Origin of the sequence: Janibacter cremeus (assembly GCF_013409205.1) — a bacterium.
Taxonomy (GTDB): Bacteria; Actinomycetota; Actinomycetes; order Actinomycetales; family Dermatophilaceae; genus Janibacter; species Janibacter cremeus.
The window spans coordinates 2,709,496-2,728,771 of the sequence record NZ_JACCAE010000001.1 but is presented as its reverse complement, the minus strand read 5'-3'; the positions used below and the strand labels follow the sequence as shown (position 1 = coordinate 2,728,771).

The window sequence follows — 19,276 nt, the reverse complement described above, 5'->3', positions numbered from 1 at the left end:
CCGAGGCGAGCTGTGGTGACAATCTGTCCATGACCTTCCCCGGGGCCCACGAGGCCGTGATCGACGATCTGGACGCCCGCCTGATCGCTCTGCTCAGCGAGCAACCGGCGATCGGCGTCCTCGGCGCCTCCCGCGAGCTCGGGGTCGCCCGGGGCACCGTGCAGGCCCGCCTCGACCGCCTCCGCACGAAGGGGGTGATCCGCACCCTCGCACCGACCATCGACCCGGCCGCTCTCGGCTACCCCGTGACGGCCCTGTGCACCCTGGAGATCCGCCAGCGACTCGGCCACCAGGCCGTCGTCGACCACCTCAGCGCGATCCCCGAGGTCCTCGAGATCCACTCCACGACCGGAGCCGGGGACCTGATCATCCGCATCGTCGCCACGGACAACGCGGACCTGGGTCGAGTCATCGACGAGATCATCGATGACACGCACGTGCTGCGGGCCAGCACCTCGGTCTGCCTGGTGACGCACCAGACGATGCGCACCGGCCCCCTCGTGGAGGCGGCCGCCCGACGCCGCACCTAGAACGTGTCGCTGAGCATCCCCCAGGCCAGGAACACCGTGCCGATCACCATGCCGAAGTGCGCGATCCGGGAGAGCCACGGGCCGCTGGTCCAGCCGTCTCCACTCAGACTCTCCGCGTGACGTCCGCTCGCCCGGCGCCACCGGGCGAGGAAGGTCAACCCGATGAGCGAGGCGATGGCCAGACCGACGATCGCCAGCCACATCGCCGTGGTCGAGGAGACGATGTCCAGCAGGCGCAGGGCGACGAGCAGCAGCCCGGCGCCCCCGGCGGCGGAGTGCAGATTGATCACCCACGGCGCGATGTCGGTCATCCCGCGCTGACCGCGGTACCTGCGCAGCCGCACCTGGGTGAGGACGAGCGCCAGCACCCCGAGTGCCACGAGGATCCACGCGATGGCTGTCATGACTCCATGATGCCCAAGGATGACCCCCGGAGGTGGGAGGTCGGCCGACCTGGATCAGCGGCGACCGACGAACCAGCGACGGATCCGCTCGATCCGCTCGGTGACCTGCTCGCTGCTCGCCTGCGCCAGCTCAGGGCCGCCACAGGCCCGTCGCAGATCCATGTGGACGTTGGCGTGCGGCGACCCGGACTTCTGCGCGTAGGCCGAGACGAGCTTGTTCAGCTCCTTGCGCTGCGAGGCCAGGGCGCGGTGCGCGGCGACGGGGGCGTCGTCCTTCGCCCCCGTGGCGCCGGTGCGCTTGGACTGCTTGGTCTGGCGCTCGCTGAGCAGGGCGTGCACCTGGTCCGGCTCGAGCAGTCCGGGCAGGCCGAGGTAGTCCTGCTCGTCCTGGGAGCCGACCTCGGCGTGCAGCCCGAACTGCTGCGCGTCGTAGAGGACGTGGTCGAAATGGGCGTCGGACTCCAGCGCCTCGAAAGCACCCTGGAGGTCGTCGCTCGCGGACTCGCTGCGGTTGGCCGCGGCGAGCATGCCCTCCTCCTGCGACCACATGGGGGCCTCGTCGTCGGACGACTCGGGACGGTCCAGGGCGTGGTCGCGCTGCTCCTCCAGGGCCCCGGCATGGGCGAGGATGACCGGCACGCTCGGCAGGAAGACGCAGGCGGTCTCCCCGCGGCTGCGGGCGCGCACGAAGCGTCCCACGGCCTGGGCGAAGAACAACGGCGTCGAGGTGGAGGTGGCGTAGACCCCGACGCACAGGCGGGGCACGTCCACCCCTTCGCTGACCATGCGCACGGCAACGAGCCACCGGGAGGTGTCGGAGGCGAAGTCCTCGATCCGCTGCGAGGCGCCGGAGTCGTCGGACAGGACGACGGTCGGCTTCTCCCCCGTGACCCCTTGCAGGATGCGCGCATAGGCGCGCGCCTGGGTCTGGTTGGACGCGATGACCATCGCCCCGGCGTCGGGGACGCCCCGGCGGACCTCGGTCAGGCGCTTGTCGGCTGCGGCGAGGACCGAGGGGATCCACTCCCCCTTCGGGTCCAGCGCGGTCCGCCAGGCCTGCGCGATGACGTCCTTGGTCATCGGCTCACCCAGCCGTGCGGCGACCTCGTCCCCGGCCCGGGTGCGCCACCTCATCGCCCCGCCGTAGGCCATGAAGAGCACCGGGCGCACGACGCCGTCGCGCAGTGCCTCGGCGTAGCCGTAGGTGTAGTCGCTGCTCGAGCGCAGGATCCCGTCGTCGCCGTACTCGTAGCCGACGAAGGGGATCGGGTTGGTGTCGGAGCGGAAGGGGGTCCCGGTCAGCGAGAGGCGGCGGACCGCCGGCTCGAAGGCCTCCCGGATCCCGTCACCCCACGACTTGTTGTCTCCCCCGTGGTGGATCTCGTCGAGGATCACCAGGGTGCGCCGCTGCCGGGTGCGCTGCTCGTGGACCGACGGGCGGGAGGCCACCTGGGCGTAGGTGACGGCGACTCCGTCGTAGTCGCTGGAGGTGACCGCGGTGGTGTTGGAGAACCGGGGATCAAGGTGGATGCCCACTCGCCCGGCGGCGTCGGCCCACTGGGTCTTCAGGTGCTCCGTGGGTGCGACCACGGTGATGTTGGTGATCTCGCCTGCCGACAACAGCTCGGCGGCCACCCGCAGCGCGAAGGTCGTCTTGCCCGCGCCCGGGGTGGCGACCGCGAGGAAGTCGGCGCGACTGGAGTCGAGGCACTCCCGCAGGGCCTGCGCCTGCCAGGCCCGCAGCTTGCCGGCGGTACCCCACGCAGCCCGCCTGGGGAAGGCGGGTGACAGGTTGGAAGCGGCAGACTGACTCATCGCAGGGTCACTTTAGATCGCCGTGGTGACAGGAGACGAAACGCCCTCGGCGACGGTGCTCAGGAGCGGGTGTTCTGGGCGACCATCGTCTGCAGCCCGGTGCCGAGCTCGCCGCGCGAGTCGGCCAGCGTCGTGTGCACCGTGCCGCCGTGGCCGGGACTCGCGAGCGCCTGCGAGCTCATCCGGATCCACTCCCCCTCGGGGTCCCGGTCGAGCGCGACGTGCAGGTCGCAGTTGATGTAGGTGTGCCGGCGCGGGTCGAGCGTCAGCGTGATCCCACCACCGGAGTCGGCGAGGACGAGCGTCCGCTGCCACGGGGTGATGTCCTCACCGGCCACGAGCGGGACGAGTGGTCTGCCCCAGGCGACCGTGACGCCGCCCTGCCCGACGCCCCCTTCGACCATGCGCCACTCCACGGCCTGCAGGTAGCCGTGCGTGTGGGCGCCGGGCATCTCCAGATGGCCGGTGCCCGCGGCCTCGGGGACGGCCCCGACGTCGCCGGCACGGCGACCGATCAGACGGGGGAAGTCGTCGGGAGCGCGAACGATGCGCCACGAGCGGGCGACGGCGACGGGGACGCCGTCAGCCGAGGCCGTGGCCTGCAGCAGCTGCATCGACCGGCCGTCGCGCACGGTCTCGACGTGGACGGTCAGGGGCACGACGGGGATGGGACCGAGGATGTCCAGGCGCACGTCGGCCAGCCGCATGCCCGTGCGCGGTTCGTGGCCCGCCATCGCGCGCGCGAGGAGTGCGGACGGCGGCCCGGCGTGCTGGGCGTGCGGGCTCCACGGCCCCGCCGTCGTCGGGAGCGACTCGAAACGCCCCTCGTCCACCTGACGGTAGAAGGAATCCACGTCGGGCCTCAGTCCTCGCCGTCCTGCGGGTCGCGCAGCCCGTCGTAGATCTCCTTGCAGATCGGGCAGACCGGGAACTTCTCCGGGTCGCGTCCGGGGGTCCACATCTTCCCGCACAAGGCCCTGACCGGCTCGCCGGACAGGGCGCTCTCGAGGATCTTCTCCTTGCGCACGTAGTGGCTGAAGCGCTCGTGGTCCCCCGGCTCGGCGACCTGGGGCTCCGGGTCGGTGCGCTCCAGCAGGCCGGTCGACGTACCCGGCCCACCGGGCTCCGGGAGTGCGCCGGGCTGGTTGGGGTCGAGGGGTGTGCTCATGCCCCCCATCCTAGGCGCCACGAGGCATGGCGAGCGGCTGGTACCCGGCCTCGGTAGCGACCTCTGGCCATGTCTCGAGGCGTTGGGTGCGGGCGCTCAGTTCAGTGCCGGGTCGACGGGGTAGGTCGAGGCCCAGCCGATCGGGCCGGCCTGCCGACGCAGGACCCGCCGCCACAACGTGGCGGGGTCCTGGTCGAAGACGTCCCCGACCTCGGCGTCGACGACGTACCAGCCGCCGCGTGCCTGCTCGTCGGCGAGCTGCTCAGCGCTCCACCCGGCGTAGCCGGCGAAGATGCGCAGCGCGCTCACCTGCGGCCAGACGATCTCCTGCGGGGCGTCGAGATCGACCAGCGCGACCGCACCGAAGAGACGCTTGAGTCCCGGTGGTGGCTCGACGTCGCCGGGCAGGCCGGCCAGGCCGATCGCCGAGTCCAGCTGGACCGGGCCGCCCTGGAAGATCCGCCGCGGCTCGCTGGCCCCCTCCTGCCACCCGGGCAGGACGTCGTCGACCGAGGCATCGAGGGGCTTGTTGAGCACCACGCCCTCAGCGGTCTCCTCGTCGTGCTGGAGCAGGAAGACGACACTGCGGGTGAAGAGGTCGTCCCCGAGCTCTGGCGTGGCGACGAGCAGCTTGCCGGCCAACGAGTTCTGCATGGCACGAGCCTAGGCCCGCTTCGAGCCCTGCCGGCCCTGACGTCCACCGCCGTCGCGACGCTGGTTCCCGCCGCCGGTGCGCCGACGGTCCTCTCCCCGGTGGTTCCGGGCGCCACGGGGGCCCCGGGTACCGGAGTGGCGACGCGCCGGACGCGGGTCGACGAGCTTGCGGAAGTCGGCGTCGGGGATCGGCTCGCCGCTCGGCTCGGTGGCCCCGATGTCGGTGAGGACCTGGTCCTGGGGGTCGACCTTCGTCGGGCGGGCCTCGAGTCCGGCGGCCGAGGCCATCCGGGTGACCTCACGGCGCTGGTGCGGCAGGACGAGGGTGACGACGCTCCCCTTCTCCCCCGCACGGGCGGTGCGCCCGGCACGGTGGAGGTAGTCCTTGTGGTCGGCCGGCGGGTCGACCTGCATCACGAGCGAGACGTTGTCGACGTGGATGCCTCGTGCGGCGACGTCCGTGGCCACGAGCACCGGGATCGCACCGGTGCGGAAGGCACCGATGACCTTGTTGCGCACGTTCTGGGCCAACCCACCGTGCAGGGCGGCCGCGGGGACACCCTCCTCGCGCAGCTGGCCGGCGATGCGCTCGCACCCGAGCTTGGTCCGGGCGAAGACCACGGTGCGGCCGGGACGCGAGGCGACCCGGGCGGTGATCTGCTTCTTGTGCTGCGGGTCGATGAGGAACAGGTGGTGCTCCATCGTGTCCACGCTCGCGGCGACGTCGTTGGTGTTGTGCGTGACCGGGTCGGCCAGGTACGTCTTGACCAGGTCGCCCACACCGCGGTCGAGCGTCGCGGAGAAGAGCAACCGCTGGCCACCGGGGGCGCAGTCGTCGAGGATGCGGGACACCGACGGCAGGAAGCCCATGTCGGCCATGTGGTCCGCCTCGTCGAGGACGGCCACCTCGATCTCGTCGAGAGTCAGGGCGCCGCGGTCAAGCAGGTCCACCAGGCGTCCGGGTGTGGCGACGAGCACGTCGACGCCACGGTCGAGCGCCGCGGTCTGGCCGGTGTAGGACAAGCCGCCCGCCACGAGCTTGTGTCGCAGGCCAACGACGTGCACGAGCGGCTCGAGCGAGTCGCTGACCTGCATGGCCAGCTCACGGGTGGGCACGAGAATCAGGGCGCGGGGTTTGCGGCTGCGTGCCCGACCACCCGCGAGGCGGGTGAGGAGGGGCAGACCGAAGGCCAGCGTCTTGCCGGAGCCGGTCTGTCCCCGACCGAGGACGTCCTTGCCGGCCAGGGCGTCCGGGATGGCCGCCTCCTGGATGGCGAAGGGGGTGGTGATCCCGTCGCGCGCCAGACGCTCGACGAGCACGGGCGGTAGACCGAGCGTGGCGAAGGCGTTGTCCTCGGCCACCTCGACCGGGCCGGTGAGGGACGTGCGGGACGCCTTGGTCCAGGTGTCGGCCTCCATGCGCAGCGCCTCCGGGTCCTCGACGGGCTCGACGGGCCGGCGGGTCTGCTCACGCTCGAAGCGCTGGGTGGGCCGGCGACGGTCGTCCTCGCGGCGGGGACGACGGTCGTCCTCGCGGCGGGGACGACGGTCGTGGCCGCCACCACTGCGCCTGTCGTCACGGCGCTCCCAGGTCCGCTGACCGCGGTCCTCGGTGCCGTCGCGACGCACGCGCTTGGGACGATCGCCCGAAGGGGCGCCGTCACGCTCGCGCCACCGGTCCTTGGTCCGGGGAGCGTCCTCGGCAGGCCGCTGGGCCTGGCCGCGGTGCGGGCGCTTGGGCGGGCGTTGGGATGCTGCCTTCTTCTTGGCAGCGGCATTCTTCTGGGCAGTCGTCCAGCGTTGCTTCTTCTTGGGCGGCACGGGGCAGCTCACACTTCCGTCGATGGATGGGTAAACCCGCAACTCTTCGCGGGCGACATCCACTGTCGAAAGCGTCGTGCGAGTTCCTAGAGTCGGCGACGACGTGGTCGCCGAAACCACAATGATATCGCGACTGACGCGCCTGCCACGCCAACCAGGTCCGCGACGACGTCCCGCGGATCGCCGGAGCGGCCCGAGAGGCAAAGGTGCTGGACGACCTCGCTCACCGGCGCGTGGAGCACGCCGGCCACTGCGACCAGTGGCCACCACCGGCGCCGCGTCAGACCTGCGGCCAGGACCGGCGCGGCGAAGGCCAGCACGTGAACGATCTTGTCCGCGTGTGGGATCGGCGCCGACGGGCCGGGAGCCGACGGGACGTACAGCACGACCAGCTGCAGCACCAGGAGCAACCACACGGCAACAGGTACCACCCATCGCGCGGACCGGAGTTCGTTCACCGGATCAGCACAACACACCTGCTTTGGCCACCGTGCGGGCATGCCGCCTACCATGGAAGTCATGACCAAGATCACCGATCTCGATCTCGACCTCTTCCGCTCCACCGTCTCGGGCGAGGGGACCGTGATCGTCGACTTCTGGGCAACCTGGTGCGGCCCGTGCCGTCAGTTCGCGCCCATCTTCGAGGCCGCCGCCGAAGAGCGCTCCGACATCACCTTCGCGAAGGTCGACATCGACGACAACCCGCAGTTGGCTTCCTTGGCGAACGTCTCCTCCGTCCCGACACTGATGGCCTTCCGCGACGGGATCCTGCTCCACCAGAGCGCCGGCGCCCTGCCCAAGGCACAGTTCGAGCAGCTCCTCGATGCCGTGCAGGACGTGGACATGGAGGACGTCAAGGCCCAGGTGGCCGCCCGCGAGGGCGCTGCGGACTGAGACGAAGGGGGTAGCCATCCCCCTGACGGTGTGGTTGCGTGTAAGGACACCACCACAGGAGGTCATCCGTATGGGATTCGACGACAAGCTGGACAACGCCAAGGACAAGGCGGCCGGGAAGGCCAAGGACGCCGTCGGCGACGCCACTGACGACAAGGATCTCCAGGCCGAGGGTCAGGCCCAGGAGGCCAAGGGCAACCTGAAGTCGGCAGCCGAGAACGTCAAGGACACCTTCAAGTAGGGCCACCCCATGACGAAGCGAAGGGCGGGACCGCAACGGTCCCGCCCTTCGTCGTACTGCGTGACGTGTGTCCACGATGGTGGAGGTGGCGGGAATCGAACCCGCGTCCACTGGAAGACGATCAGGGCTTCTCCGGGTGCAGTGCGCTATGGATTTTCTCGGCCCCGGGGCTCGCGCGCACACGTTCCCCGACAGGCCCAGTCGCGTTGGAGTCCCACAGTGTCCCGCGACGAAACACTGCAGCAAGATCTCTAACTGACGCTGGGATCTAGGTCGAGATCAAACCTAGGCCAACGGACTTCGGGCTCGCTCAGGCAGCGAGGGCGAAGTCGGTGCGCTTGGAATCGGCACCTATTGGTTTGCACGGGGCGTTGACGAGATGACCGTGCATCCTCGACCCGCTTCCCCTGAAGGACCGGCCAGTGTCGAAACCGATCACCCCCATGGGGTGGACACGTCACGCTGTTGAGTTGTGCGATTCAGTATTGCCGACAACGTCGGTGTCGGCCAAACGCATTCCCGCTCAGCGACGCCTCTTCATCTGGTCGGACATCGCCCGGTCCGCCTCACGGCGGTCCTGCTGCTCGCGCAGGGTGTGCCGCTTGTCGTAGTCGCGCTTGCCCGTGGCCAGCGCGATCTCGACCTTGACGCGTCCGTTGCTGAAGTACAGGGACAGCGGCACGATGGTGCGTCGACTGCCCTGGACCTTCACGGACAACTTGTCCAGCTCGGACCGGTGCAGCAGCAGCTTGCGACGACGACGCGGCGTGTGGTTGGTCCACGTCCCCTGGACGTACTCGGGGATGTGCACCCCCTCGAGCCACAGCTCGTCACCGTAGAAGATCGCGAACCCGTCGATGAGGCTGGCCCGACCCATGCGCAGTGCCTTGACCTCGGTACCCATGAGTGCGAGGCCGGCCTCGTAGGTGTCCTCGATGAGATAGTCGTGGCGCGCCTTGCGATTACGGGCAACGACGAGCTCGCCCGGTTCCTTCTTCTTCTTCGTGGCCACGGGACTCCCCCCTTCGCTGCTCGATCTGTCCGGGGTCACCGTACCCGTTGCGCCGGTCATCGGCGCCATCGGTTTTGTTGCCGAGCGGGCTGCTAGAGCCAGCGTCGTGGGTCGACCGGGGTGCCGTTCTCGCGGGTCTCGAAGTGCAGGTGGCAGCCTGTCGAGGTGCCCGTCGTGCCCACGTACCCGATGACCTGACCGCGCTCGACGTGACCGCCGCTGACGGCGAATCGCTGCAGGTGGTTGTAGGTCGTGGCCAGGGAGGTCCCACGCTTGACGCCGTGGTCGATGACCAGCTGGTTGCCGTACCCACCTGCGACGCCGGCACTGATCACCGTGCCGGAGGCGGCCGCACGCACCGCCGTCCCGCAGCTGGCGGCGTAGTCGCGACCGGCGTGCAACCGGGAGTAGTGGAGGATCGGGTGGTACCGGTACCCGAACTGAGAGCTCACGGGCGCGCTGCTCGGGGCCGAGAGGACGCCGGAGCTGGGCGCGGGCTTCGGTGGCGCCGGCTTCGGTGGCGCCGGCTTCGGGGCGGGGGCGGACGGGGCGGACGGAGCACTCTCGCGCGAGGCACGCTCACGCTCCCGGCGCTGCTGCTCCGCACGCTCGCGCGCCTCGGCTTCGCGACGCTCCTGGGCCTTGCGGGCCTTGCGGATCTCCGCCTCGCGGATGCGCGCCTGGCGGGCCCGCTCCTCGAGGATCTTGGTCAACTTGTCCGACTCGGCCTGCAGGCTCTCGACGCGCTTCGTGTCCTTCTTCTTCGCACGCTCCAGCGCGGCCGCCTGACTCGACTGGTCATCCTCGAGGGACTCGAGGTCGGCCTGGGCCGCATCCGCAGCGGAGCTGGCCTCCTGCGCCGAGGCGAGCGCACCCTCCTTGGTCTCCTTGGCCTGCTTCGTCTGCTCACGCAGGGCCTGGAGCCGGTCACCGGTGGAGACGAGGTTGGCGCGTGAGGTGCTCAGGTCCTGCAGCGCGGCGCCCTGGGTCTCGCCGACCGACTCGGCCATGATCATCTTGTCGATGAAGTCGCTCGGGTCCTCGCTGCCGACGGCCACCTTCATGGTGCCGATGCCGTCGCGCTGGTAGACCTGCCCCGCGAAACCGCCGACCTCCTTACGGGCCCGGGAAATCCGGGTGCTCGTCGTGCGCAGCTCCTTCTCGGCCTTGTGCTCGTTGGCCTGGGCCACCTCGTGGGCGGCCACCGCATCGTCGTACTCGCTCTGGGCAGACACCTCGGCCGCCGCGGCCTGCTCGGCCTTCGACCTAGCCGCCGGCAACTTGCCTCGGGTCTTCTCCAGCGCATCGTGCGCCTCGACCAGATCGGCTGACGTCTCCTGCAGGTCGCCGCGCGCGTCGGACAGCTTCTCCTCGACGTGCTCCTTCTGCTGCTTCGGATCCGGATCGGCAGAAGCGTAGGTGACGACTCCCCCGAGCAGGCACACCGACAGCGCCGCGCTCACGAGGGTGCGGGCATGACGGGCAGCCACGGGGGGGCGATCAGGACACATCGAGGGCCACACTAGTCACATCCGCACCAACTGAACAGTCGTGGCACGCCCACCGGCGCGCCGGGCTACACGCGAAGGTAACGCCAGAGGGTGACCGTCGAGGTCCCGATGGCCAGCAGCACGACCCCGATGACGAGGAAGGGAGCGATGATCCACACGTCGCTGGAGGAGATGAACGCCGTTCCTGCGGTCTCCCGCAGGAGATAACGGTCGAAGAGCGCCCAGGCGGACACCCACAGCAGTCCGATGGACATCACCACACCGATGAGCCCGGACAGCACCGTCTCGAGGATGAAGGGGGTGCGAATCGTGCCGTTGGAGGCTCCGACGAGCTTCATGATCGCGATCTCGCGCCGACGGGTGAAGGCCGCCTGACGGATGGTCGTGGCCATCAGCAGCACCGCGGAGACGAGGGTGAGGACGGCCAGGCCGACCATCACGCCGGTGATGATGTTGATCGCCCTGAACAGCGGGGCGAAGACCTCGCGCAGGTTCGGCACGCTGGCCACCCCCGGGGCGCCCTTGAATGCAGAGGCCACCGTCGCGTACTCCTCCGGGTCGGTCAGCTGCACGCGATAGCTCGCCGGGATGTCCCCGACCCGGATGTGGCTGGCGAGCGGGGAGTTCTTGTAGTCCTCCTTGAAGCGTTGGAACGCCTCCTGCTCGTCCTCGTAGTACACGTCCTTGACCAGGGGCTTCATCTCATCCAGCTGCGAGGCGATGGACTCCTTCTGGTCCCCGGTCACGGCACCCGACGAGCAGTTCGGCTGGGATGAGGTCTCGGTGCACAGGTAGATCGAGACCTGGACACGGTCGTACCAGTACCCCTTCATCTGGTCGACCTGCTGCTGGGCGAGCAGGCCGACCCCGAGCAGGTACATCGAGATCATCGTCACGAGGATCACCGAGACGGCGATCGACTTGTTGCGCCGCAGGCCCTCCCAGGCGTCGGCGAGTACCGAGGGCTTCATCGCAGCAGGTCCTCCGCGTCGTCGTCCCAGTCGTCGAGGGCGTGCACCTCACCCAGAGGTGGGTCCTCGGGGGGCGCCGGTCGGTCGGCGTCCTCCTCGAGCCGCTCGGCCTCGCGCTCCTCCCGGTCGCGGGCGTCGACGACCTTCGGCACATAGCTGCCGCCGATCTCGTCGCGGACGATGTGCCCGTCCTCGAGCTCGACCACCCGTTGCTGCATCTGGTCGACGATGACGTTGTCGTGGGTCGCCATGACGATCGTGGTGCCCGAGTCGTGGATGCGACGCAGGAGCTTGACGATCTCCAGGCTGGTGGCCGGGTCGAGGTTGCCGGTGGGCTCGTCGGCGAGCAGCACCGGAGGCTTGTTCACGACGGCGCGCGCAATGGCGACCCGCTGCTGCTCACCGCCGGAGAGCTCGTGCGGCATCCGCTCGCCCATGTCGGCCAGACCCACCATCTCGAGGGTCTCGGGCACGAGTGCACGGATCGCCCGTCGCGGTCGGCCGATCACCTGCAGTGCATAGGCGACGTTCTGCTTGACCGTCTTGTTCGGCAGGAGCCGGAAGTCCTGGAAGACCGTGCCCACCTGCCGCCGCAGCTGCGGGACCTTGCGCTGGGGCATCTTGCGCAGCTCGTGGCCACCCACGAGCAACCTACCGCTGGTGACGACCTCCTCGCGGATTGCCAACCGCACCAGGGTCGACTTGCCGGAGCCCGAGGCGCCGACGAGGAAGACGAACTCGCCGCGCTCGATGTTGAGGTCGATCTCCTCCAGCGCCGGGTGGCTCTGGCTGGGATACCTCTTGGTGACGTTCTCGAATCGGATCATCAGGTGCTCGGGGCCTCAGCGGTGCGAAGGGGGAAACGGCCGCCTGAAGGATATGCCGCATCGCTGCGAGGTCGTGACACCCGGGAGACCTCGGCGCGTTACCGCCGAACGCGTTGCCGCTGCGCTCCGGTCAGTCGTCGGACTTGGCCTGCTCGATGCGCCAGCGGATACCGGCCTCGATGAACTGGTCGATCTCTCCGTCGAAGACGGCCGAGGAGTTGCCGGTCTCGTGCTCGGTGCGCAGGTCCTTGACCATCTGGTACGGGTTGAGCACGTACGAGCGCATCTGGTCACCCCAGCTGGCCTTGACGTCGCCGGCGAGCTCCTTGCGCTCGGCGGCCTCCTCGGCCCGCTTGGCCAGCAGCAGGCGGGACTGCATGACGCGCAACGCGGCCGCGCGGTTCTGGATCTGCGACTTCTCGTTCTGCATCGACACGACGATGCCGGTCGGGATGTGCGTCATCCGCACGGCGGAGTCGGTGGTGTTGACCGACTGGCCGCCCGGGCCGGAGGAGCGGAAGACATCGATCTTCAGGTCGTTGTCCGGGATCTCGATCGAGTCCGTGCCCTCGATCAGTGGGATGACCTCGACCGCTGCGAAGGAGGTCTGGCGACGCCCCTGGTTGTCGAAGGGAGAGATCCGCACCAGGCGGTGGGTCCCGCCTTCGACGGAGAGGTTGCCGTAGGCGTAGGGGACGTTGACCTCGAAGGTGGCCGACTTCAGGCCCGCCTCCTCCGCGTACGAGGTGTCCATGACCTTGGTCGGGTAACCGTGGCGTTCGGCCCAGCGCAGGTACATGCGCATGAGCATCTCGGCGAAGTCCGCGGCGTCGACGCCTCCGGCCCCGGCGCGGATCGTCACGACGGCCGAGCGCTCGTCGTACTCCCCCGACAGCAGGGTGCGCACCTCGAGCTGGCTGACCGCCTTGGCGACCTTCGCCAGCTCGGTCTCGGCCTCGGCGAGGACCTCGGAGCCCTCCGCTCCCCCTTCCTCGACACCCATCTCGATGAGCGCCTCGAGGTCGTCGATGCGGGTGTCCATCGCCCGGATGCGGTCACGCTCGTGGTTGGCCCGGGACAGCGCGGAGGTGACGCCCTGCGCCGTGTCCGGGTCGTCCCACAGGTTGGGCTCGGCCGCCTGCTGCTCGAGGTCGGTGATCTGGGCCTCGAGGGCGTCCAGATCGGTCACGTCACGCACCGACGCCATGGTCGTGCGGAGGTTCTGGATCTCGGATGCGAAGTCAACTGCCACGATGAGCCACCCTACGGCAGGGTCGACCTCTGCTCATCCGCCCCGGGGGCTGCTGGAGATGAAGGGACTGATCCACCGGGTCTTCGGGTCGCGGTCGATCAGAAGCGTCTTGATCAGGAGGGTGAAGGGGATGGCCAGCAGGGCACCGAGTGCACCGAAGACGTACGCCCAGAACATCAGCGACAGGAAGGCCGTCGTCGCGTTGATACCGACGGCGTCGCCGGTGAACTTCGGCTGGAGGATGCCCTGGATGATGAAGTTGACGACGCTGTAGATGACGATCACCCAGAGCATCGTCGACACCCCACCGGAGAGCAGTGCGATGAAGGCCGGCGGGATGAGGCCCAGGACGAAGCCGACGTTCGGGATGTAGTTCGTCACGAAGGACAGCAGGGCGAAGGTCATCGCCAGCGGGACGCCGAGCCACTTCAGGGCCGCGTAGTCGATGACCGCGACGATCAGTCCGAAGATCGTCGAGACGATCCAGTAGCGGCGCACCCGGTAACCGAAGGCCACGAGGGCGTCGGCGACGTCGGGCTTCTGCCGGTGGATGGCCTCGAGGCGCGGGCCGAAGCCTCCTGAGTCCATGACCAGGAAGATCATCACCGTCAGCAGGAAGAGCATCGTCGTCGTCAGTCCCGTGACGGTGTTGGCCAGCGACGTGGCGATGCCGGTGAGGTTGCGCAGGTCGAAGTTGGCGATCGCCCGGTCGATCTCGTCGGCCTCGATCCCCCGCTCGGCCAGCATCAGGCGCAGGTCGGTGATGACGGCGGTGAAGGTGCTCGTGTAGTCCGGTCTGGCCAGCTCGGTGGCGAAGCGGCTGGCGGCCACGCCGATCGAGGCGCCGAGTGCAGCGATGATGCCGTAGAGGATGGTGATGAGCAGCAGGCCCGCGACCGCCGACGGCAGGACCCGACGCAGTGCCTTGTAGACCGGGTACACCGCGATGATCAGGGTGACTGCGAGGAAGGTCGGTGCGACGATCCCGGCGACCTGCTTCAGGCCGAAGATGGCCACGATCCCGGCCGCCGCCCCCACCAGCAGGGTCAGCGTCGGGGGCAGGGAGATGACCGTGGTGGGGCGCAGGTCCGGGTGCTCGTGCTCACGGTCCGGGTCGTCCAGCTCGTCGGCGGGGATCGTCGGCTGCGCGGCGGCCACCGGGGCCGCAACCGTCCCCTCCGTCGAGTGCACGACCTCGGGCTCGTCGCTGGTGGTGGCCTCGGGCTCGTCCGCCGTGGTGGGCCGCGACGCGGTCGGCTCCTCCTGCGTGTCGGACACGGGGTCGGCCGGCTCCTGCTCCACGTGCACCCCTCCTCCCGATCGACGCGGTGTCGTCTGCGGGGTCATCGTGTCAGGTCGAGGTGGGCGATGGGGCGAAGTCAGGGCGCGTCGATGACGATGTCCGCCCGGGCGCGTGATTCCACGCCCACGGTGACCGAACCACCCAGCGAGCTGATCAGCCCCCCGACCATCGGCAGGTCGGCCTCCCCCACCAGGCGCACGACGGCGGTGCGCCCGTCCGGTGTCCCGGTACCTCCCGCCACCGACCAGCTCGCCAGGCCGTGGGGGCGCTCTCGGCCGGTGAGGTGATCGACCGCGGCACTGCGCACCGTGTCGTCGGTCAATGGCAGGGCCTGCTGCGCCAGTCCCGTGTCATAGACCTGCTCCGCCCCCTCGTCGGTGGCCGCGAGTGCGGCGGCGTCGGCCGCGTCGAGCAGCCGCATCCGCGAGATCTGCGCCGAGGTGACGGCCAGGCCCCCGATGATCACGGTCATGGCGATGACCGTCAGCCCGAGGATGAGGACGGTCAGCTGCCCGTCCTCGCAGCGAGCGCGGGTGCGCACGAGCCGGACGAGTCCGGACAGGCGTCTGCCGAGACGGCGAAGGGGGGTCATCGCGCCTCGTACTCCGGGACGGGAACCACCTGGGTGGCCGAGACGGGGATCTCCAGCGGGATCACGCCGCCGAGGACGGCAGGAGCCAGCGGCAAGGGGACGGCCACCGCGGCGCGGGTGGTCACCACCGCGCCGGGTGAGAGGCACGGACTGGCCGTGCACGAGACCGTCACCTCTCCCTGGGCCTCGAATCCCTGGTCGGCGAGTGCGAGGTTCGCCGCCGCGCGCGAACGGGCGTGTGCGGCCGCGTCGTCTTTGGCCGTGACGAAGGCCCGGGCCGACTCCCGCGGCCTGGGTGACGGCGTACGAGCCGGCCTGCAGGCGGGCGAGACAGAGGACCAGGTAGACGAGCGGGACCAGCAGGAGGATCGCCAGCCAGGAGAACTCGATGACGGCGCTCCCTCCTTCGTCCGAAAGGCGGCTGCGCCAGGTGCTCACTGGTCCTCCATGAAGGCTCGGCCACTCACCTCGAGGCTCTCGCTCGGACCGATCGGTCCGACGAGCGGGATCGGGGCGGTCACGTCGACGACGAGAACCCGCACATCCGCAGCCGTGGTCTGCACGCTCGCGGAGACCCCTCCAGCGAAACGGCTGGAGAGCGAACCGGAGATCAGCTCGCGGGCACGACCTGCACCCTGCTCGGGTGTCGCCCCGTCCCGTGCCCCGTACCGGGCTCCCTCTGCGGCGCAGCTGATCAGGGTGTTGCGTACGTGCAGTGCCAGACCGAGCTGCAGGACCGCGAGGAAGACGAACATCAGCAGGGCCGAGGTCATGACGAAGTCGACGACCGCGGACCCGCTCTCCCCACGCAGCCGGTCGGCACCGATCACGGGCCGTTGGCGACGTCGTCGAGCGCCTGCTCGAACATCGAGGTCAGTCGCTCCCCCGCGACGGTCCACAGACCGGTGACCAGGGCGGCGGTCATGAGGGTGATGAGGACCCAGCCCGGCACGTCACCGGTCTCGTCGTCGAGGCGGGCAACCGCGCGACGCGTGACCTCGCCTAGCCGGATGTGGGCCCTGATGAGTTGATCGGACATGTGGATCTCCTTCGTGGCGTGGTTGTACTTGTCGATTCACATCTGGAACTGGAAGAACGAGAGGCCCGGGAAGAGCGCGAAGAGGACGGTCACGGGAAGCACACCGAAGACGACAGGGATCATCATCGTGATCTCCTTCTTGCCACCGACCTCCATGATCTGGCGACGTCCTTCCTCACGCACGTCCTGCGCCTGCGCTCGCAGGATCTCGGCCAGGGGCGTGCCTCGCTCCACGGCGACGACGATCCCGTCGACGAACCGGGCCAGCGAGATCAGGCCGGTGCGGTCGGCGAGACCCTGCAGCGCCTTCTGGAGGCTCGCGCCGGCACGGGCATCCGCGAGGCACCGGCCGAGCTCGTCCGACAGCTCCCCCTCGGACAGGCGCACGACCCGTTCGAGGGCCCCCGTGGTGCCTTCCCCAGCACCGACGGCGAGAGCGAGCAGCTCGGCGACCGTGGGGAACTCGGCGAGCATCCGCTCCTCGCGTCGGTTCGCCTCACGGCTGAGCAGGGCGTCGCGCACGACCACCCCGCAACCGAACCCCAAGGCGATGAGCAGCAGGAGCAGCACCGGTGACCGGCCCTTGCTGGTGACGGCGAGGACTCCGAGCACACCACCGAGGGCTGCGCCGGCAAAGCCGTAGACGACCTGCTCGGCCCGGAAGTGGTCGGTGTCCGGGGCGCGCCCGGCGCGCTGCAACCGTCGACCCACCGAGGACGTCCCCCCGAGCACCGACTCGACCCGGCGGGCGAGATCGGTGACGAGCGGACGCAGGACGGTGGGAATGATCGCGGCGAGGGGCACCTGCTCGACCTGCAGGAGGCGGGATGGCCGTGGAGTGTCGCGCAGGTAGGGCGCCAACCGGTCATCGAGGGTGGCCCGTCGGTTGCGAGGCAGACCCTGGATGACCAGCAGCACGCCCATGGCGAAGGCCAGCCCGAGGGCTGCTCCACTTCGGCCCGGGCCGATGGAGTGGACGAGGTCGGTCATCGCAGCACCCGCTCTTCCTCGGGAAGGCGACCGATTCGGATCATGGCCTGATAGGCCACCACGGAGGCGGCAGCGCCGAAGGCGAGAACGACCGCCCCGGCGGTGGTGTTGTACGCCTGAACCGATTCCGGGCGGGTCGAGAGGAAGGCCAGGACGAGCCACGGCGCGGCGACGGCCAGCCGTGCGGCACTGACCGTCCAGGACTGTCGGGTCTCCAGCTCGCTGCGGGTGCGGGCGTCCTCGCGCAGGAATGCCGACAGCGTCCGCAGGAGCGACCCCAGATCGGACCCACCGACCTCACGTGCGATGCGCAGAGACTCCACCAGTCGGTCCCCGACGGGGTCGGCCAACCGGTCCTTGAGCCGATCCAGGCTGTCGTTGAAGCGTCCGGTCGTGCGGTAGTCACCAGCGAATTCCGCGAATGCCGGACGCAGCTCCTGTGGCCCCCGGACCGCCAGCTGGGCCAGGGCTTCCGGTAGGGCCAGCCCGGCCCGTACCGCTGACGTGACGTTGTCGACCACATCGGGCCACAGCTCCCGTAGTTGTGAACGCCGTGATCGAGCCCGCATCCGCACCACTGCCAGGGGCGCCCAGCCGGCCATGACCGCGAAGCACAGGGCGATGCTGGGGACCCGGGTCATTGCCGTGACCGTGGCCAGGACAAGGACGAAGGCGATGACGCAGGCGACGAGCAGACCCACCGGGCCCACTCCCCGGTATCCGGCCTGCGCCAACTCGTCACGCAGGCGACGCAGGAGGGGATTCTCCCCGCGAGTGCGCGTGGTCTCCTCCTCGCGCGGCCACGTGGACCACCAGATGAGGAAGAGCCCCGTACCGAGCACGGCACCCACGACGACCCCCGTCACGCAGGACCACTCCCGAGGAGCGCCGCCAGGTCGTACCCGGCGTGCTCGAACCGCTCCCGGTGCGGCGGGTAGCCATCGGCCCGCACCAGGGTGCCGTTGCGGGTGGTGAAGATGTCGGTCGTCTCCACGACGTCGTTCTCGATACGGCCGGGCAGCGCGACGATCTCGCGGACACGCCGCGTGCCATCCCCCTCGAGCGCAGCATGGACCACGAGGTCGATCGATCCAGCCACGGTCGGCACGACGAACCGCGAGCCCACGTTCTCCCCGGCCAGGAGAGGAAGGGTGCACATCTTCGTCACCGCCTCCCTGGCAGAGTTGGCGTGGACCGTGCACATCCCGGGCAGGCCGGAGTTGAGGGCGATGAGCAGGTCGAGGCTCTCGGCCTGGCGTACCTCACCGACGATGATCCGGGAGGGGCGCATTCGCAAGGCCTCCTTGACCAGGCGCCGCAGCGGGATCTCTCCCGCTCCCTCGAGGCTGGGCTGCCGGCACTGCATCGCGACGACATCGCGCCGTGGGATCTTCAGCTCGAAGACCTCCTCGCAGGTGATCACCCGCTCGCGGGGCGGCAGCGCCGCAGACAGGCAGTTGAGCAGCGTCGTCTTGCCCGCTTGCGTCCCCCCTGCGACCAAGATGTTCAGACCGGCGGTCACGGCAGCCTGCAGGAAGACCGAGGCGTCCCGCGTCAGCGTCCCCAAACGCACCAGGTCGTCCAGGTGATCGGCCTTGACGACGAACTTTCGTATGTTGACGGCCCAGTGCTCCCGGGTGATGTCCGGGATGACGACGTGCAGCCGACTGCCGTCCGGCAGGGTCGCGTCGACGAATGGCGAGGAGAGATCGATGCGTCTGCCCGAGGACTTCAGCATCTTCTCGACGAGGTCCCGCACCTCGTCGGCAGTGAGCACCGTGGTCGTCAGCTCGGCGACGCCATTGCGCGCGACGAAGACCTGGCTCGGCGAGTTGATCCAGATCTCCTCCACGAGAGGATCATCGAAGTACTGCTGCAGGGCCCCGAAGCCCGCCACGGTATCGAGGACGGCCTTGACCGCGGCCTCACGGTTGCCCAGGACGGGGAGCCCACCCTGGATGCTGCGATCGTCATAGTCGCTGACGGCCTCCCGCACGAGGTCGGCGACCTCTCCCGACTCGCGCACCGGGTCCAGGCCGGTACGGCGGATCAGTTCGCGCACCTCTGTCTCGACCGTCTCGACCGCGTCCATGTTCCTGCCCCGTGTAGCTCGTGTTCCGTGGCGAAGCGCTCCCCTCGCCCGGGAGACATTAGCGATTTCCCAGGAGTTCGCATCTCGAGAATCCACAGGATGCTCCGACCGGCCCGTTCGCGGCCCCTCCTGTGGACAACTGAACGCCTGGTCGGGCGCT

Annotated in this window: 23 protein-coding genes and 1 other RNA gene; 3 read left to right on the top strand and 21 right to left on the bottom strand. The window is 69.5% G+C overall.

Features of this window, described 5'->3' with window-relative positions; all coding sequences use genetic code 11:
- Nucleotides 1–29 precede the first annotated feature (29 nt).
- Nucleotides 30–530, top strand: coding sequence for an Lrp/AsnC family transcriptional regulator (locus tag BJY20_RS12920; RefSeq protein ID WP_185991912.1), 501 nt, complete (start codon nt 30–32; stop codon nt 528–530).
- Here BJY20_RS12920 and BJY20_RS12915 read toward each other — a convergent pair.
- The 7 genes from BJY20_RS12915 to BJY20_RS12885 form a co-directional block, all read right to left on the bottom strand.
- Entirely contained in the window at nt 527–934 is a 408-nt protein-coding gene (locus BJY20_RS12915; RefSeq protein WP_185991911.1) for a hypothetical protein, read from the bottom strand. The genes BJY20_RS12920 and BJY20_RS12915 overlap by 4 nt on opposite strands.
- A gap of 54 nt (nt 935–988) precedes the next feature.
- Nucleotides 989–2,749, bottom strand: a complete 1,761-nt coding sequence (locus tag BJY20_RS12910; protein WP_185991910.1) for a DEAD/DEAH box helicase — start codon at nt 2,747–2,749, stop codon at nt 989–991.
- 59 nt (nt 2,750–2,808) lie between these two features.
- Nucleotides 2,809–3,603: an acyl-CoA thioesterase domain-containing protein gene (locus BJY20_RS12905; protein WP_185991909.1), complete on the bottom strand. Its 795-nt coding sequence runs from the start codon at nt 3,601–3,603 to the stop codon at nt 2,809–2,811.
- 8 nt (nt 3,604–3,611) lie between these two features.
- Entirely contained in the window at nt 3,612–3,917 is a 306-nt protein-coding gene (locus tag BJY20_RS12900) for a DUF3039 domain-containing protein (protein WP_185991908.1), read from the bottom strand.
- A gap of 96 nt (nt 3,918–4,013) precedes the next feature.
- Entirely contained in the window at nt 4,014–4,571 is a 558-nt protein-coding gene (locus BJY20_RS12895) for a YqgE/AlgH family protein (protein WP_185991907.1), read from the bottom strand.
- A 9-nt stretch (nt 4,572–4,580) separates the two neighbouring features.
- Nucleotides 4,581–6,404 carry a DEAD/DEAH box helicase gene (locus tag BJY20_RS12890; RefSeq protein ID WP_343062893.1) on the bottom strand — a complete coding sequence of 608 codons (1,824 nt, stop codon included), beginning with the start codon at nt 6,402–6,404 and terminating at the stop codon, nt 4,581–4,583.
- Between the two features lie 74 nt (nt 6,405–6,478).
- A complete protein-coding gene (locus tag BJY20_RS12885; RefSeq protein ID WP_221935326.1) occupies nt 6,479–6,850 on the bottom strand; it encodes a VanZ family protein in 372 nt (123 codons plus the stop codon).
- Nucleotides 6,851–6,911: 61 nt separating this feature from the next.
- Between BJY20_RS12885 and trxA the strand changes: the two genes are divergently transcribed.
- Together trxA and BJY20_RS12875 are read left to right on the top strand one after the other, a co-directional pair.
- Nucleotides 6,912–7,286 (top strand): thioredoxin, encoded by a 375-nt coding sequence (gene trxA / locus BJY20_RS12880; protein ID WP_221935325.1) that lies wholly within the window; start codon nt 6,912–6,914, stop codon nt 7,284–7,286.
- A gap of 70 nt (nt 7,287–7,356) precedes the next feature.
- Entirely contained in the window at nt 7,357–7,527 is a 171-nt protein-coding gene (locus tag BJY20_RS12875) for a CsbD family protein (protein ID WP_185991906.1), read from the top strand.
- A gap of 77 nt (nt 7,528–7,604) precedes the next feature.
- Here BJY20_RS12875 and ssrA read toward each other — a convergent pair.
- The 14 genes from ssrA to BJY20_RS12805 all read right to left on the bottom strand — a co-directional run bounded on the left by ssrA (nt 7,605) and on the right by BJY20_RS12805 (nt 19,116).
- Nucleotides 7,605–7,970, bottom strand: a transfer-messenger RNA (tmRNA) gene (gene ssrA, locus BJY20_RS12870).
- A gap of 80 nt (nt 7,971–8,050) precedes the next feature.
- The gene (gene smpB / locus BJY20_RS12865) at nt 8,051–8,539 is read right to left on the bottom strand and encodes an SsrA-binding protein SmpB (RefSeq protein WP_343062892.1); all 489 of its coding nucleotides are present in this window, start codon (nt 8,537–8,539) and stop codon (nt 8,051–8,053) included.
- Nucleotides 8,540–8,631: 92 nt separating this feature from the next.
- Nucleotides 8,632–10,029: a peptidoglycan DD-metalloendopeptidase family protein gene (locus BJY20_RS12860; protein ID WP_185991904.1), complete on the bottom strand. Its 1,398-nt coding sequence runs from the start codon at nt 10,027–10,029 to the stop codon at nt 8,632–8,634.
- Between the two features lie 86 nt (nt 10,030–10,115).
- On the bottom strand, nt 10,116–11,021 hold the full coding sequence (gene ftsX / locus BJY20_RS12855) for a permease-like cell division protein FtsX (protein WP_185991903.1): 906 nt from the start codon (nt 11,019–11,021) through the stop codon (nt 10,116–10,118).
- Nucleotides 11,018–11,848: a cell division ATP-binding protein FtsE gene (gene ftsE / locus BJY20_RS12850; RefSeq protein WP_185991902.1), complete on the bottom strand. Its 831-nt coding sequence runs from the start codon at nt 11,846–11,848 to the stop codon at nt 11,018–11,020. The genes ftsX and ftsE overlap by 4 nt, the downstream gene beginning before the upstream one ends.
- 130 nt (nt 11,849–11,978) lie before the next feature.
- Entirely contained in the window at nt 11,979–13,100 is a 1,122-nt protein-coding gene (gene prfB / locus BJY20_RS12845) for a peptide chain release factor 2 (RefSeq protein WP_185991901.1), read from the bottom strand.
- 33 nt (nt 13,101–13,133) lie between these two features.
- The gene (locus tag BJY20_RS12840) at nt 13,134–14,402 is read right to left on the bottom strand and encodes an AI-2E family transporter (protein WP_185991900.1); all 1,269 of its coding nucleotides are present in this window, start codon (nt 14,400–14,402) and stop codon (nt 13,134–13,136) included.
- 77 nt (nt 14,403–14,479) lie between these two features.
- Entirely contained in the window at nt 14,480–14,995 is a 516-nt protein-coding gene (locus tag BJY20_RS12835; RefSeq protein ID WP_221935324.1) for a pilus assembly protein TadG-related protein, read from the bottom strand.
- A complete protein-coding gene (locus BJY20_RS16325; protein WP_281366044.1) occupies nt 14,992–15,120 on the bottom strand; it encodes a hypothetical protein in 129 nt (42 codons plus the stop codon). Before BJY20_RS16325 ends, BJY20_RS12835 begins: the two co-directional genes overlap by 4 nt.
- A gap of 309 nt (nt 15,121–15,429) precedes the next feature.
- Nucleotides 15,430–15,825, bottom strand: coding sequence for a TadE/TadG family type IV pilus assembly protein (locus BJY20_RS12825; protein WP_185991899.1), 396 nt, complete (start codon nt 15,823–15,825; stop codon nt 15,430–15,432).
- Nucleotides 15,822–16,034: a hypothetical protein gene (locus tag BJY20_RS12820; protein WP_185991898.1), complete on the bottom strand. Its 213-nt coding sequence runs from the start codon at nt 16,032–16,034 to the stop codon at nt 15,822–15,824. The genes BJY20_RS12825 and BJY20_RS12820 overlap by 4 nt, the downstream gene beginning before the upstream one ends.
- A 36-nt stretch (nt 16,035–16,070) precedes the next feature.
- A complete protein-coding gene (locus BJY20_RS12815; protein ID WP_185991897.1) occupies nt 16,071–17,024 on the bottom strand; it encodes a type II secretion system F family protein in 954 nt (317 codons plus the stop codon).
- The gene (locus tag BJY20_RS12810; protein ID WP_185991896.1) at nt 17,021–17,890 is read right to left on the bottom strand and encodes a type II secretion system F family protein; all 870 of its coding nucleotides are present in this window, start codon (nt 17,888–17,890) and stop codon (nt 17,021–17,023) included. The genes BJY20_RS12815 and BJY20_RS12810 overlap by 4 nt, the downstream gene beginning before the upstream one ends.
- Nucleotides 17,887–19,116, bottom strand: coding sequence for a TadA family conjugal transfer-associated ATPase (locus tag BJY20_RS12805; RefSeq protein ID WP_185991895.1), 1,230 nt, complete (start codon nt 19,114–19,116; stop codon nt 17,887–17,889). Before BJY20_RS12805 ends, BJY20_RS12810 begins: the two co-directional genes overlap by 4 nt.
- Nucleotides 19,117–19,276: the final 160 nt, after the last annotated feature.

What these genes read in the sequence shown, in the direction of transcription:
- BJY20_RS12900 (WP_185991908.1), bottom strand. Translation starts at nt 3,917, where the DNA reads ATGAGCACACCCCTCGACCCCAACCAGCCCGGCGCACTCCCGGAGCCC.
- BJY20_RS12915 (WP_185991911.1), bottom strand. Translation starts at nt 934, where the DNA reads ATGACAGCCATCGCGTGGATCCTCGTGGCACTCGGGGTGCTGGCGCTC.
- BJY20_RS12875 (WP_185991906.1), top strand. Translation starts at nt 7,357, where the DNA reads ATGGGATTCGACGACAAGCTGGACAACGCCAAGGACAAGGCGGCCGGG.
- BJY20_RS12835 (WP_221935324.1), bottom strand. Translation starts at nt 14,995, where the DNA reads ATGACCCCCCTTCGCCGTCTCGGCAGACGCCTGTCCGGACTCGTCCGG.
- BJY20_RS12815 (WP_185991897.1), bottom strand. Translation starts at nt 17,024, where the DNA reads ATGACCGACCTCGTCCACTCCATCGGCCCGGGCCGAAGTGGAGCAGCC.
- BJY20_RS12910 (WP_185991910.1), bottom strand. Translation starts at nt 2,749, where the DNA reads ATGAGTCAGTCTGCCGCTTCCAACCTGTCACCCGCCTTCCCCAGGCGG.
- ftsX (WP_185991903.1), bottom strand. Translation starts at nt 11,021, where the DNA reads ATGAAGCCCTCGGTACTCGCCGACGCCTGGGAGGGCCTGCGGCGCAAC.
- BJY20_RS12805 (WP_185991895.1), bottom strand. Translation starts at nt 19,116, where the DNA reads ATGGACGCGGTCGAGACGGTCGAGACAGAGGTGCGCGAACTGATCCGC.
- BJY20_RS12895 (WP_185991907.1), bottom strand. Translation starts at nt 4,571, where the DNA reads ATGCAGAACTCGTTGGCCGGCAAGCTGCTCGTCGCCACGCCAGAGCTC.
- ftsE (WP_185991902.1), bottom strand. Translation starts at nt 11,848, where the DNA reads ATGATCCGATTCGAGAACGTCACCAAGAGGTATCCCAGCCAGAGCCAC.
- BJY20_RS12920 (WP_185991912.1), top strand. Translation starts at nt 30, where the DNA reads ATGACCTTCCCCGGGGCCCACGAGGCCGTGATCGACGATCTGGACGCC.
- trxA (WP_221935325.1), top strand. Translation starts at nt 6,912, where the DNA reads ATGACCAAGATCACCGATCTCGATCTCGACCTCTTCCGCTCCACCGTC.
- BJY20_RS12820 (WP_185991898.1), bottom strand. Translation starts at nt 16,034, where the DNA reads ATGTCCGATCAACTCATCAGGGCCCACATCCGGCTAGGCGAGGTCACG.